The 12964-nt window shown below is 65.3% G+C and carries 10 protein-coding genes, 1 tRNA gene and 1 pseudogene; 7 read left to right on the plus strand and 5 right to left on the minus strand.

Annotation, left to right across the window (positions count from 1 at the left end; all coding sequences use genetic code 11):
- Position 1 precedes the first annotated feature (1 nt).
- The 3 genes from DY467_RS09650 to DY467_RS09660 all read left to right on the plus strand — a co-directional run bounded on the left by DY467_RS09650 (position 2) and on the right by DY467_RS09660 (position 3361).
- Positions 2-616 (plus strand): class I SAM-dependent methyltransferase, encoded by a 615-nt coding sequence (locus tag DY467_RS09650; protein WP_164635616.1) that lies wholly within the window; start codon positions 2-4, stop codon positions 614-616.
- 237 nt (positions 617-853) lie between these two features.
- On the plus strand, positions 854-2062 hold the full coding sequence (locus tag DY467_RS09655; RefSeq protein WP_164635618.1) for an ABC transporter substrate-binding protein: 1209 nt from the start codon (positions 854-856) through the stop codon (positions 2060-2062).
- Between the two features lie 105 nt (positions 2063-2167).
- Entirely contained in the window at positions 2168-3361 is a 1194-nt protein-coding gene (locus DY467_RS09660; RefSeq protein WP_164635620.1) for a CaiB/BaiF CoA transferase family protein, read from the plus strand.
- Between the two features lie 71 nt (positions 3362-3432).
- Here the strand turns inward: DY467_RS09660 and DY467_RS09665 are convergent, their stop codons facing one another.
- The 3 genes from DY467_RS09665 to DY467_RS09675 all read right to left on the minus strand — a co-directional run bounded on the left by DY467_RS09665 (position 3433) and on the right by DY467_RS09675 (position 4632).
- A complete protein-coding gene (locus DY467_RS09665; RefSeq protein WP_246701505.1) occupies positions 3433-3777 on the minus strand; it encodes a hypothetical protein in 345 nt (114 codons plus the stop codon).
- Complete coding sequence (locus DY467_RS09670; protein WP_164635624.1) at positions 3771-4448, minus strand: nucleotidyltransferase domain-containing protein; 678 nt, start codon at positions 4446-4448, stop codon at positions 3771-3773. The genes DY467_RS09665 and DY467_RS09670 overlap by 7 nt, the downstream gene beginning before the upstream one ends.
- A 110-nt stretch (positions 4449-4558) precedes the next feature.
- Positions 4559-4632 (minus strand) — tRNA-Gln (locus tag DY467_RS09675).
- Between the two features lie 297 nt (positions 4633-4929).
- Here DY467_RS09675 and DY467_RS09680 point away from each other — a divergent pair.
- Positions 4930-5031 (plus strand): annotated as a pseudogene (locus DY467_RS09680) (AbrB/MazE/SpoVT family DNA-binding domain-containing protein); the annotation flags it as partial.
- 40 nt (positions 5032-5071) lie between these two features.
- Positions 5072-5269 carry a PIN domain-containing protein gene (locus DY467_RS09685; RefSeq protein ID WP_246701506.1) on the plus strand — a complete coding sequence of 66 codons (198 nt, stop codon included), beginning with the start codon at positions 5072-5074 and terminating at the stop codon, positions 5267-5269.
- A gap of 54 nt (positions 5270-5323) precedes the next feature.
- On the opposite strand, the gene DY467_RS09690 is transcribed toward DY467_RS09685, so the two are convergent.
- Both DY467_RS09690 and DY467_RS09695 read right to left on the minus strand, forming a co-directional pair.
- A complete protein-coding gene (locus DY467_RS09690) occupies positions 5324-8461 on the minus strand; it encodes a multidrug efflux RND transporter permease subunit (protein ID WP_164635628.1) in 3138 nt (1045 codons plus the stop codon).
- A 2-nt stretch (positions 8462-8463) separates the two neighbouring features.
- The gene (locus DY467_RS09695; protein WP_164635630.1) at positions 8464-9687 is read right to left on the minus strand and encodes an efflux RND transporter periplasmic adaptor subunit; all 1224 of its coding nucleotides are present in this window, start codon (positions 9685-9687) and stop codon (positions 8464-8466) included.
- 336 nt (positions 9688-10023) lie between these two features.
- On the opposite strand from DY467_RS09695, the gene DY467_RS09700 reads away from it, so the two are divergent.
- The gene (locus tag DY467_RS09700) at positions 10024-10266 is read left to right on the plus strand and encodes a hypothetical protein (RefSeq protein ID WP_011159021.1); all 243 of its coding nucleotides are present in this window, start codon (positions 10024-10026) and stop codon (positions 10264-10266) included.
- A 297-nt stretch (positions 10267-10563) separates the two neighbouring features.
- The gene (locus DY467_RS09705) at positions 10564-12945 is read left to right on the plus strand and encodes a TonB-dependent receptor (RefSeq protein WP_164635632.1); all 2382 of its coding nucleotides are present in this window, start codon (positions 10564-10566) and stop codon (positions 12943-12945) included.
- Positions 12946-12964: the final 19 nt, after the last annotated feature.

Consider the following 12964-nt stretch of genomic DNA (forward strand, 5'->3'; position numbering starts at 1 on the left):
TATGGCCGAACCGGCCCGGACCGCGCCTGCCGTCGACTTCGTCGGCGGCGCGGTCGGCTATCGGTTTCGCACCCAGGCCGGGCGCAGCCACGCGCTGCTCAAGGCCACCGGCGTGTCGCCGACCCGTCCGCTGCATGTGATCGACGCCACCGCCGGCCTCGGCCGCGACGCCTTCCTGCTCGCCTCGATGGGCGCGACGGTGACGCTGATCGAGCGGGTGCCGGAGGTGCACGCGCTGCTGGTTGAAGCGCTCGAAGCCGCACGCAGCGAGAGCGACGAACTCGCAGCGATCATCGGCCGGATGACGCTGCTGCACGGCGACGCCCGGGTGCTGCTGCCGACGCTGCAGGCCGATGCCATCACCATCGATCCGATGCATCCGCCGCGAACCAAGACCGCGCTGGTGAAGCAGGAGATGCGGCTGCTGCGCGATCTGGTCGGCGCCGATCCGGACGTCGGCGAGCTGTTGGCTGCAGCGCTGTCGGCCGACTGCGGCCGCGTGGTGCTGAAATGGCCGCTTCGCGCCGCTGCGCCGCCGGCCGCGCGCAAGCCTTCGCATCAGATCGCCGGCAAGACCGTCCGCTACGACGTCTACGTCCGGCCGCGCGCTCCCTGACCGGCGAGTGCCCGCAGGCTTTCCGAGCCTGCGAAATTCGCATGCAGATGCGTACGGGATCGCACGCCTCAGCGCGGGCGAAGGATGTATGTTTTTCATCAACCGGTGAGCCGTGCGCTCGCCCATAACAGGCGCCTGCAACACGCAGCGTGAACGCGGTCGCAACGCCGCGAGGGAGCGAAGACCGGACAGCATCGCGACAAGACGATGCGGCCGGACCAAGGAGGAAGACCCCGCATGCATTTGTTTCGGCACACACCGATCGCCGCCGCTGCGCTGCTCGCAGTGCTGAGCGCCGGCCCCGCGTTCGCCGGCGGCAGCTACGATCCCGGCGCCAGCGACAGCCTGATCAAGCTCGGCCAGACCATGCCGTATTCGGGACCGGCGTCGGCCTATTCGACGATCGGGCGGGCCGAGGCCGCGTACTTCAAAATGCTGAACGACAAGGGCGGCATCAACGGCCGCAAGGTCGAGCTGCTCAGCCTCGACGATGCCTATTCGCCGTCGAAGACGGTGGAGCAGGTTCGCCGCCTGGTGGAAAGTGACGAAGTGCTGGCGATGTTCTCGATCCTCGGCACCGGCCCGAACATCGCGGTGCAGAAGTATCTCAACATCAAGAAGGTCCCGCAGCTGCTGCCGTTCAGCGGCGCGAGCCGCTGGAACGACGCCGCGCATTTCCCGTGGAGCACAGGCTCGCAGCCGACCTACAAGACCGAGGGCAGGATCTACGCGAAGTGGATTCTCGCCAACAAGCCGAACGCCAAGATCGCGGTGATCACGCCGGCCGAGGAAGCCGGCCGCGACTATCTCGCCGGCTTCAAGGAAGGGCTCGGCGAGCACGTCAACCAGATCGTGTCTGAGGCGGTGTACGAAACCACCGACCCGACCGTCGACTCCCAGATCGTCAAGTTCAAGGCCGCCGGCGCCGACGTGCTGTTCAACGAGTGCACGCCGAAATTCGCCGCGCAGGTGATCAAGAAGGCCGCCGAACTCGGCTGGAAGCCGCAGATCATTCTGCCGGCGGTGTCGAATTCGGTCGGCTCGGTGCTGAAGCCGGCGGGGCTGGAGAACGCGGTCGGCATCGTCACCGGCGCTTACCTGAAGGATCCGGGCGATCCGCGCTGGGCCAACGATCCCGGCATGCAGCAATGGCGCACCTGGATGCAGGCTTACAATCCCGGCGCCGATCCGGCCGACATCTTCAACGTCTCCGGCTACACCTTTGCGCAAATGATGGAGCTGGTGCTGCGCCGTGCCGGCGACGATCTCACCCGGGCTAACCTGATGAAGCAGGTGGAGGCGCTGAACGGCGTCGAGATGCCGATGCTGCTGCCCGGCATCAAGCTGCAGATGTCGCCCGATCAGCGTACGCCGATCCGGCAACTGCAGATGGCGCGCTTCAACGGCACTTCGTGGGAGCTGTTCGGCGACGTGCTGAGCGAGTAGTTGCGCGAGACGCAGGATAGGGGAGGGCGCTTGCCGCTCCCGTCCTGCTGAATGGCGTCGCACTGTCGACGTCGAGTTTTTTCCTTCAACCACATCGTTGAGTCCATGACCGCACCGACCGGGCCGCTCGCCGGCATCCGCATTCTCGATCTCACCAGCGTGCTATTCGGCCCTTATGCGGCGCAGATCCTCGGCGACTGGGGCGCCGATGTCATCAAGATCGAAACCCTCGACGGCGACATGTGGCGCTACACCGGGCTGTTTCGAAACCGCGGCATGAGCGGCCAGTTCATGGCGGTGAACCGCAACAAGCGCAGCCTTGCGCTGGACCTGAAGCATCCCGACGGCAAGGCGGTGCTGCAGCGGCTGATCCCGACCGCCGACGTGCTGCTGACCAACGTCCGCCCCGCTGCGATGGCGCGGCTCGGCTTCGGCTATGACGCCTGTGCGGCGCTCAATCCGCGGCTGATCTATGCGGCGGCGACCGGCTTCGGCCAGGACGGCCCGTGGGCGGCGCGGCCGGCGTTCGACGAGATCATCCAGGCGGCGTCTGGCCTCGCCTCATCGATCGGCTCGGACGACGAGCCGCAATTTGTGCCGAGCCTGGTCGGCGACAAGATCTGCGGCCAGGCGCTGGCCGGCGCGGTGTCGGCGGCGCTGTTCAGCCGCGAGCGCACCGGCAAGGGCCAACTCGTCGAGGTGCCGATGCTGGAGACCATCGCCGGCTTCAACAGCATCGAGATGTTAGGGGGCTACGCGTTCGATCCGCCGATCGGCCCGTCCGGCTACAAGCGGATGAAGGAGCGCAAGCCGGTGCGCACCAAGGACGGCTGGATGACGATGCTGCCGTATTCCGGCGACAACTGGTGCGCGTTCTTCGAGGCGGTCGGTCGCTCCGAACTGATCGACGAGCTCCAGGTCCGCGATCCGGTGGCACGGGCGGAGAACATCGACCGGATCTATGCGGCGATGGCCGAGATCGCGCCGGCCCGCACCACTGCGGAGTGGGAGGAATTGCTGCTGCGCCTCGACGTGCCGCACACGGCGTTTGCCAAGATCAGCGAGCTCGGCGAGCAGGAGCACCTCAAAGCCGTCGGACTGTTCGCCGCGATCGATCACCCCAGCGAAGGCAAGCTCCGCCAGGCCCGCCCGGCGACGCGCTTTTCCGAAGCCCCGCCCAACCTGCACCGCCCATCTCCGCGCCTCGGCGAACACTCCCGCGAGGTGCTGCTGGAGGCCGGCTACCACGCCGACGAGATCGACGCGCTGGTCGGGGCGAAGGCGGTGGGCGAGGGGTGAGGCTGAAGTGGCCACGATAATTTGCGGACGTCGCCCCGAGTTTGGGCGACAGTTCCGCATTTGGTTTCAGCTCAGTCATTGGGTAGGTCCAGTTTTGCGACTTGCTCCTGCAGAGTTTTGGCACAGCAAATGAGAGCGGCCAGCAGATCACCGTCGATCTCCATGCGTCCTTCATACTCGGCGAGATTTCGTTCGTTGTGGGCTTTCAAGAAGGTCTGAATATCGGCGCGCTCGGTGCCGAGCGTATGGACGAGTGTTTGAAATACTGTGATCCGATTCTCCGAGCGATACCCGTGAGCGCGCAGCGCGGCGAGGGCAAGGCGATGCGCTGCGCCGTAGGCGAGATCGAACTGGCTGTCTGGATCGAGGGAGTCATTCTGTGCGTCGGCCAGGCGCACGCGAGCCGATTTCAGCATTCCGTCAAATTCGGCGCGGGAAGCCGGTTCGGCTTTGAGGTTGCCGATGCGGACGAGGTTATCGAGTTCTGCTCTGCCCATGCGTGAAGGTTCTTCTCTGAACCTCGGACGAAAATCTTCGGCTGAATAGCCACCCTGCTGACAAACGATGTTGCGTCGGACGCTTTGCGGCACCAGTCCTGTGGCGTCAGGAAGATCGGGTTGACCTTACGCCCCAGCCTATTCTCGATGGTCTGCGCGGCGCTGTATAGCTCCGAGTAGTCGAGGTTATCGCCGATCACGAGAAGATCGATGTCGCTGTGCGCCGTGTCCGTACCTTTGGCGACCGAGCCGAAAATGAAGGCAGCTTCCACCGTATCTGAGAACCGTTCGAGCGCTTGTCGTACCGGGTCGGCGAGACCAATGGTCTTCTTCACCAGGCCGCACAGCTCCTGAAAAATCGGGGAGTTGGGATCTGCCTGATAGTGCTTCTGATTGCCGATGTGCTTCACGGAGACCAGCCCGCTAAGGCGAAGGCGTGAAAGTTCGCGTTCGACGGCGCCCGTCCCGGAGCGGACACGACGAACGATCTCCGACGTATAGAAGCTGCGGTCCGGCTGACCGAACAGCAGCCCGAGCACGCGCTGCTGCACGGCGGAGAACAGGGCTTCGGAAGGGCTGAGCTCGTTCATGCGTTATTCCACCCAATATGGGAAGCATAGCACCCAAATTGGGAAGGAAAAAGCCGGGCGCGATTGGACAGCGCGAGATCGGGTACATGAAGGCCGGAGTGGTTTTAGACTGGCTGGGGAACCTGGATTCGAACCAAGACAAACAGAGTCAGAGTCTGTTGTGCTACCATTACACCATTCCCCACCGAGAATGCGCTGACGGATCAGGCATTTAGGAGTGATGCACGGGGCACACTCGACACGGTGCCGGGCGCGGCGGGAGTGGCTCGCGACGCGCCTCGGGTGTGCGGGTCTTCTAGCTGCGTCGGCTCCGCCCTGCAAGAGGGTTGCTTGCGACAGATGGGGAGATTGGCCGCGAAGACTGCGGCGACAGACCGGCCAGCACCTTAGGGGCCACGGGTCGACAGCATGCAGCTCGTTGCAGCTGAAATAATGTATGTCTTACCAATAATATACAGGGGTACCGGTCATGGAGGGGGCGATGCGGGTGCCGAAATGGGGCAATAGCCTCGCCGTCAGGCTGCCCAAGGCGCTGGTCGACAAGCTCGAGCTGAAAGGGGGCGATGAGCTGAATGTGGTTGACGTTGTCGAACGAACGCTAGGCCATTGAGGACGCGCTGGCGGTGGCGGGGCCGCCTCTGCCGATCACGCTCGACCTGAATGTTGCTGCCCGCGCGCTCGCTGAGACGTCCAACCTGCCGTTCCGCGACGCGCTGATCGTCGCGGCCGCCCAGGACGCCGGGTGTGATGTGCTGTACAGCGAAGACCTGCAGCACGGCCGCACCTTCGGCGCGCTGCGCGTCGAGAATCCGTTTCTGTAAGGCTCGCAATGAAGTCGGTGGAGCGAGGATAGCCTCGCTCACCTGCGCTCGGCCTCACTCCGCCGCGCGCTGGACGCGGTCGTCTTCGTCCTCGTCGACCGGGATGTGGGTGCGGCCCCAGTTGGTGAGGGCGTTGGAGAGACGGTCGAGATAGAGGTACACCACCGGGGTGGTGAACAGCGTCAGTGCCTGGCTGACCAGCAGGCCGCCGACCATGGCGTAGCCGAGCGGCTGGCGGATCTCCGAGCCAGTGCCGGTGCCGAGCATCAGCGGCACGCCGCCGAGCATCGCCGCCATCGTGGTCATCATGATCGGGCGGAAGCGCAGCAGCGCGGCTTTGCGGATCGCCTGCTCGGGATCGAGATGTTCGTCGCGCTCGGCGGTGATGGCGAAGTCGACCATCATGATGCCGTTCTTCTTCACGATGCCGATCAGCAAGATGATGCCGATCAGCGCGATCAGGCTGAAGTCGAAGCCGAACAGCATCAGCATCGCCAGCGCGCCGACGCCGGCCGACGGCAGGGTCGACAGAATCGTCAGCGGGTGGATGTAGCTCTCGTACAGGATGCCGAGGATCAGATAGACCACCACCAGCGCCGCGACGATCAACAGCGGCACGGTCGATAGCGACTGCTGGAACGCCTGCGCGGTGCCCTGGAAGCTGCCGCTCAGCGTCGGCGGCGCGCCCATCTCGGCCATCGCAGCCTGCACCGCTTCGGTCGCCTGACCGAGCGCGACGCCCTGCGCCAGATTGAAGCTGATCGTGGTGGCGGGGAATTGGCCCTGGTGGCTGATCGACAGCGGCCGCACCGGCACGGTGGTCCACTTCGCGAACGCCGACAGCGGCACCTGATCGCCGGTGGTCGGCGACTTGACGTAGATCTGGTTCAGCGTGTCGAGCCGGCCCTGCAGCTCCGGCAACACCTCCAGGATGATCCGGTAGGTGTTCACCTGGGTGAAGTACTGCGTCACCTGGCGCTGGCCGAACGCGTCGTACAGCGTGTCGTCGATCAGTTGCGGCTTGATGCCGAACCGCGAGGCGGTGTCGCGGTCGATCGTCAGTGTCAGCGTCGTGCCTTCGGTCTGCTGGTCGGTGGCGACGTCGCGCAGTTGCGGCAGCGACTGCATCTTCGCCAGCACCTTCGGCGCCCACTCGTTGAGCTCGGTGAGGTTGGCGTCCTGCAGGGTGTATTCGAACTGGGTGCGGGTCGGCCGGCCGCCGAGCCGGACGTCTTGGGCCGCCTGCATGAACAGCCGCGCGCCTTCGACCTTCTCCAGCTTCGGCCGCAGCCGCGCGATAATCTCCTGGGCGCTGGCCGAGCGTTCGTCGCGCGGCTTCAGCGTGATGAACATCCGGCCGGTGTTGAGTGCGGTGCCGCTGCCGCCGATGAACATCGCGACGCTGTCGACGTCGGGATCGGCCATCACGATTTCGCCGAGCTGTTCCTGGCGTTGCTTCATCCCGGTGAACGAGATGTCCTGCGCGGCTTCGGACGCCGCGGTGATCATGCCGACGTCCTGCTGCGGGAAGAAGCCCTTCGGGATCGCGACGAACAGGTACACCGACAGCCCCACCGTGGCGAAGAACACCATCAGCGTGGTGAAGCGCCAGCGCAGCACCAGATCGAGGCCGCGCTCATAGGCGCGCAGCATCGCCTCGAACGCGCCTTCGATCCACTGATAGATCCTGCCGTGGCGTACTTCGGTGGCCGGCCGCATGAAGCGCGACGCCATCATCGGCGTCAGCGTCAGCGACACCAGCATCGACACCGCGATGGTCATCGCCAGCGTCACGGCGAATTCGCGGAACAGCCGGCCGATGATGCCACCCATGAACAACAGCGGAATCAGCACCGCGACCAGCGAGATCGAGATCGACACGATGGTGAAGCCGATTTCGCGCGCGCCCTTCAGCGCGGCGGTGAACGGCTTCTCGCCTTCTTCGATGTGGCGGGCGATGTTCTCCAGCATCACGATGGCGTCGTCGACCACGAAGCCGACCGAGATCGTCAGCGCCATCAGCGACAGGTTGTCCAGCGTGTAGCCGGCAGCCCACATCAGCGCGCAGGCGCCGAGCAGCGCCAGCGGCACCGTGACGCTGGGAATGATGGTGGCCCAGAAGCTGCGCAGGAACAGGAAGATCACCATCACCACCAGCGCGATGGTCAGCAGCAGGGTGAACTGCACATCCTCGACCGCGGCGCGGATGGTGGTGGTGCGGTCGCTGATCACCTCGACTTTGATGGCCGGCGGAATGCCGGCGACAAGCCGCGGCAGCTCGGCCTTGATGTGGTCGACGGTGTCGATGACGTTGGCGCCGGGCTGCTTGAACACCACCAGGAACACGCCGCGCTTGCCGTTGGCCCAGGCCGCGGTCTTGGCGTCCTCCGGCCCGGTCACCGCGTGGCCGACGTCGCGAATCCGCAGCGGGCCGCCGTTGCGATAGGCGAGGATGACGTCGTTCCAGTCCTTGGACTCGGTGAGCTGGTCGTTGGCGTAGATGGTGTAGCTGCGGTTCGGCGCGTCGAGGGTGCCCTTCGGGCTGTCGACGGTGGTGATCGCGATCTGGGCGCGCACGTCCTCGAGCGACAGCCCCTTGGTCATCAGCTTGGCCGGATCGACCTGGATCCGGATCGCCGGCTTCTGCTGGCCGCCGATGAACACCTGGGCGACGCCGGTGATCTGGCTGATCTGCTGGGCGATCTTGGCGTCGGCGTTGTCGCTGACGGTGGTGAGCGGCAGGGTGTCGGAGGTTGCCGACAGGATCAGGATCGGCGCATCGGCCGGGTTGACCTTGCGATAGGTCGGTGGGTTCGGCAGGTTCTTCGGCAGCTGGCCGCCGGCGGCATTGATCGCCGCCTGAACGTCGTTGGCGGCGGCATCGATGTTGCGGTTGAGGTCGAACTGGATGGTGACCGCGGTCGAGCCCAGCGAGCTCGTCGAGGTCATCTGCGACACGCCGGGGATCTGCGCGAGCTGGCGCTCGAGCGGCGTCGCCACCGACGAGGCCATGGTTTCCGGGCTGGCGCCGGGCAGGCTGGCGGAAATCTGGATAGTGGGGAAGTCGACCTGCGGCAGCGGCGCCACCGGCAGCGCAGGGTAGGCGATCAGGCCGAGGAACAGGATCCCCGCCATCAGCAGCGAGGTCGCGATCGGGTAGCGGATGAACGGCGCCGAGATGCTCCGGTCCATGGCTATTTCCCGGTCGGCTTGGGCTGCGCCGCCGCCGCCGGTTCGTTATCGGCGACCTTGAACGCCAGCGGGGTTCCCGGCTTGACCTTGTACTGGCCGCCAACCACCACCCGGTCGCCGGGCTCGAGGCCGCGCTCGACCACAGTGTTCTGGTCGTTGGCGGGTCCGACCACCAGCTTGCGCAGCTCGGCCTTGTTGTCGGCGTCGACCGCGTAGGCATACAGCCCGTCGGTGCCGTGCTGGACCGCGTCGTTCGGAACCACCACGACGTCCTTCAGGGTCTTCACCAGCAGCCGGGTCTGCACCGACAGGCCGGGCCACAGCGCGTGGTTCTTGTTGGCGAACACCGCTTTGAGCCGCACCGTGCCGCTGTTGCTGTCGACCTGGTTGTTGACCACTGCGAGCGTGCCGTCCTCGGCGAAGGTGGTTTTGGCGTCGGTGGAGAGCGCGATCACCTGGAGCGGGCGGGCGGCGAGGGCGCGGTTGATGTCGAACACGCGCTCTTCCGGCGCCGTGAAGATCACCGCGATCGGCTCGATCTGCGCGATGGTGACGATGCCGGTCTGGCTCGAGGCGTTGACGATGTTGCCCTTGTCAACCTGACGCAGGCCGGTGACGCCGGAGATCGGCGCCTTGATGGTCGCGTAATCGAGCTGGGTCTGGGCATTGGCGATCGCGGCCTCGTCGGCCTCGATCTGCGCGGTGAGCTGCTGGACGTTGGAGCGCTGGGTGTCGGTCTGCTGCTTGGTGGCGAACTCGCCGAGCCGCACCGAGCGGCTGAGGTCGAGCTTGGCGTTGGCGAGATTGGCTTCGTCCTGCGCCTTCTTGGCCTTGGCCTGGTCCAGCGTGGCCTGGAACGGCCGCGGGTCGATCTGCGCCAGCAGGTCGCCGGCCTGGACGATCTGGCCTTCGGTGAAAGCGATGTTGTCGAGCTGGCCATCGACCCTGCTGCGGACCAGGACGGTATTGAAGCCCTGCACGGTGCCGAGCCCGCTCAGATACACCGGGAAGTCGGCCTTCTGCGCGGTCGCCACCGTCACGGGAACCGCCGCGTTACGGCCTGCGCCGGCCTTCGGCGCGGAGGTACCCGATTGCGCCTGCGGGGTGCCGCCCGGCGCCGCGGAGCGGCCGCTCTGGACGCGTTGCCAGCCCCAATAAGAACCGCCCGCTGCAAGCAGCAGGCACACGACAACGAAGGCCCTGCGATAGGCGCCGGGTTTGTTCATGCCCGATCCGATGTTCGGCCGGCGGTGACGGCTTCTGGCGACCGGTTCAGCCCGCGCGGCGGTGATTGCCTGGATTGAGGGGTAACTATAGCGGCAATTGCCGCCAGCACATCACAAACCGCATGACATTGCTAAACTTTCATGGAGCGGCAGGGTTCATCGAGCGGGCGCGAAGTTGGGTTGCGGCAGCGCCATCGATCGCTCGCCGGTCGTGGTGACGGGCAGGGCATGAGCTCCAGTTAAGAACTCTTCCAATTGTCAGTTGCGTGCAGCTCGGCCATACCACGGCGCTCGATGCGGCAGGGGGAATGTGCTGCCGCGCGATCGGAGTACAGAATGGAAGAGCTCAACGGCCGGATGATCGCCTGCCAGATCCTGATCACCGGGCTGATTGCGCGCGTCGCCAATGAGCAGCGCGACCCGCTGCAATTCCTCAGCGAGTTTCGCGACGAGATCCGCGCGGTGGTCCGCGGCATCCGCATCGACGGGATGGTGGATACCGAGCGGGTGCGACTCACGGCGCAGCAAACCGTCGACGAGATGTTCTCGTTGATGAAGCCGCCGAGCCCCGCGGAGTAAGTCAGCCCTCAGGTCTGTATGCGCCTCTCTGCGCGTCCGCACGCGCAGCGTGATGTCCACAGCGATGTTCCATCGCATCGCTCGCTGCTCATGAAACGAGCAACAATCGATCACTTCGAGGTGCCGAAGTACCGAGATGTGCGGCGCTTCCGGATGTTTACGGAGGTCGTTTCTTAGAATGATTTTGATCTTGAACTATTCCATCTTCTCGATCGTGACGCTTCGTTGACCCTCGATACCCCGCTCGATACCACCTTTGTTGCACTTGATTAGCGGCAGCACATCTGGGGGCGTGGGATGAACGGGGCAAAGGCACCGAGGTCGTTGCGGGCGGAAGCAGCGCTTCGGACTTTCAGCGAATTCGACGGCCATCATGGCCGCAAGGTGTCGGCGGTGGCCGGCATGATCGCGGTGGCGTCGATCGGCGGCGCCGAAGCGCAGCAGTCGAGTCTTCCGGCAGTGACCGTCGATGCCCCGGTGGCACGGCCGAAACCGGCTGCGGTGCGCGCAACGCCCGATCAGGTGCGCGCCCGCACCGCGCTGCGCCGGGCGGCGCGCCGCACGCAGCCGACCCCGGTGCAGCCGGTGCCGTTTCCGAATGCCGGCACGCTGTCGGCGGATCGCAACCCCTATGCGGATGCGGCCGCGCCCTACAAAGTCGATCGGCTGTCCGGCACCAAGTTCACCGAGCCGGTGCTCAACACTCCGCGCACCGTGACGGTGCTGACCAAGGAACTGCTCGAAGACAAGAACGCGACCTCGCTGCGCGAAGTGGCGCGTTCCACCGCCGGCGTCACGCTCGGCACCGGGGAGGGCGGCAACGCGTTCGGCGACCGCTTCTTCATCCGTGGCTTCGACGCCCGCAACGACGTGTTCATCGACGGCATCCGCGATCCGGCGATCTCGATCCGCGAGAACTTCTTCACCGAGCAGGTCGAGATCCTGCGCGGTCCGGCCTCGACCATGGCGGGCCGCGGCACCGCCGGCGGCGCCATCAACATCGTCACCAAGCAGGCGACCACCGAAGGCAATTTCACCAAGGCCGAAACCACCTTCGGCTCCGACGCCACCAAGCGCGTCACGGTGGACGTCAACCAGGTGCTGAGCCCGACATTGGCGGTGCGTGTCGACGGCCTGTACCAGGACGCCAAGGTCGCCGGTCGCAACTACGTCACCGACGACCGCTGGGGCACGCTGGCCGCGGTGAAGTGGACGCCGACCGACGCCATCAAGGTCACCGCCAACTACGTCCACACCGATCTCGACGGCCTGCCGGATTTCGGCGTGCCGTACAACACCGCGCTGCGCCGGCCGTCGACCGACGTCAACGTGCCGCGCGAAACCTATTACGGCTTCGTCAATCGCGACTTCCAGAAGGCCAAGCAGGATTTCGGCACGGTCACCGGCGAGTTTGCGATCACGCCGGACCTGACCCTGACCAACCGCTCGCGCGCCGCGCATTCGGTGCTCGACTATATCGGCACGCTGCCGAGCAATCCGACCGCCACCACGGTCTCGCTGGCGTCGCAGAGCCGCTATCAGACCACCGACGTGCTCGCCAACCAGACCGACCTGACCTACAAGTTCGACGTCGGCGGGGTGAAGCACACCATGGTCGGCGGTGCGGAAATCTCGCGCGAAAGCGTGATGCGCGACACTTACGCGGGCCTCACCTCGGAACTCGCCGGCTTCCAGAGCGGCGGCCGCATCACCGTGCCGCTGCTGGCGCCGCCGAACCTGTTCGAGTTCGCCACCCAGCCGCAGCGCGCCTACAACCCGACCTTCATCAATGTCGACACCAAGTCGGCCTATGTGATCGAGACCGCCAACTGGAACGACGTCGTCATCCTCAACGGCGGCCTGCGCTACGACGATTACAATATCACCGGACACACCGCGGCGACCTCCACCGCGGTGCAGTCGGGAATGTGGAACTACAATCTCGGCGCGGTGGTGAAGCCGCTGCCTTACGCCAGCCTGTACGCCGCCTACGCGACCTCGACCAACCCGGTCGGCGCCGAACTCGACGCCTCGGGCACCGCTTACGGCGGCCTCGTCGTCAACAACGCCACCTTCCAGGCGCTGCCGCCGGAAATGAACAAGGCGGCGGAAGTCGGCACCAAATGGGAGCTGTTCGATCGCCGGCTGTTGCTGACCGCATCGCTGTTCGAAACCCAGAAGTCGAACGCCCGCGAGACCGTCGGCAACAACATTCTGTCGACCGGCGTCTATCGGGTTCGCGGTATCGACCTCGAAGCCTCCGGCAAGATCACCGACCGCTGGAGCGTGTTCGGCGGCCTGGTGCTGATGGAAACCAAGGTGCTGCAATCGATCGATCCGAATTCGGTCGGCGCGCAGCTCGCCAACATCGCGCATCAGTCGTTCAACCTGCTCACCAAGTACAAGTTCGACGACCATTGGGAAGTCGGCGGGCAGGCGGTGTACGCCTCCAAGATCTACGGCGGCACCTTCGCGGCGATCAACGGCAACGTGTTGCCCGAGCACTGGCGGTTCGACAGCTTCGTCGAGTTCAAGGTCGACAAGCACATGACCGCCAAGCTGTCGGTCAACAACATCTTCAACACCACCTACTACGACGCGTTCTATCGATCGAATTCGCCGTTCGTGTTCATCGCGCCGGGCCGTTCGGTCTGGCTGACGCTACGCGGCGCGCTGTAAGCGCGTCGCGAGACTGGAG

The sequence above is a fragment of the Rhodopseudomonas sp. BR0G17 genome, assembly GCF_010907025.1.
GTDB classification, from domain to species: Bacteria; Pseudomonadota; Alphaproteobacteria; order Rhizobiales; family Xanthobacteraceae; genus Rhodopseudomonas; species Rhodopseudomonas palustris_H.

Excerpts from the sequence above, each read along its gene's own strand:
- DY467_RS09650 (WP_164635616.1), top strand. The coding sequence starts at position 2 with ATGGCCGAACCGGCCCGGACCGCGCCTGCCGTCGACTTCGTCGGCGGC.
- DY467_RS09655 (WP_164635618.1), top strand. The coding sequence starts at position 854 with ATGCATTTGTTTCGGCACACACCGATCGCCGCCGCTGCGCTGCTCGCA.
- DY467_RS09660 (WP_164635620.1), top strand. The coding sequence starts at position 2,168 with ATGACCGCACCGACCGGGCCGCTCGCCGGCATCCGCATTCTCGATCTC.
- DY467_RS09665 (WP_246701505.1), bottom strand. The coding sequence starts at position 3,777 with ATGCTGAAATCGGCTCGCGTGCGCCTGGCCGACGCACAGAATGACTCC.
- DY467_RS09670 (WP_164635624.1), bottom strand. The coding sequence starts at position 4,448 with ATGAACGAGCTCAGCCCTTCCGAAGCCCTGTTCTCCGCCGTGCAGCAG.
- DY467_RS09690 (WP_164635628.1), bottom strand. The coding sequence starts at position 8,461 with ATGGACCGGAGCATCTCGGCGCCGTTCATCCGCTACCCGATCGCGACC.
- DY467_RS09695 (WP_164635630.1), bottom strand. The coding sequence starts at position 9,687 with ATGAACAAACCCGGCGCCTATCGCAGGGCCTTCGTTGTCGTGTGCCTG.
- DY467_RS09700 (WP_011159021.1), top strand. The coding sequence starts at position 10,024 with ATGGAAGAGCTCAACGGCCGGATGATCGCCTGCCAGATCCTGATCACC.
- DY467_RS09705 (WP_164635632.1), top strand. The coding sequence starts at position 10,564 with ATGAACGGGGCAAAGGCACCGAGGTCGTTGCGGGCGGAAGCAGCGCTT.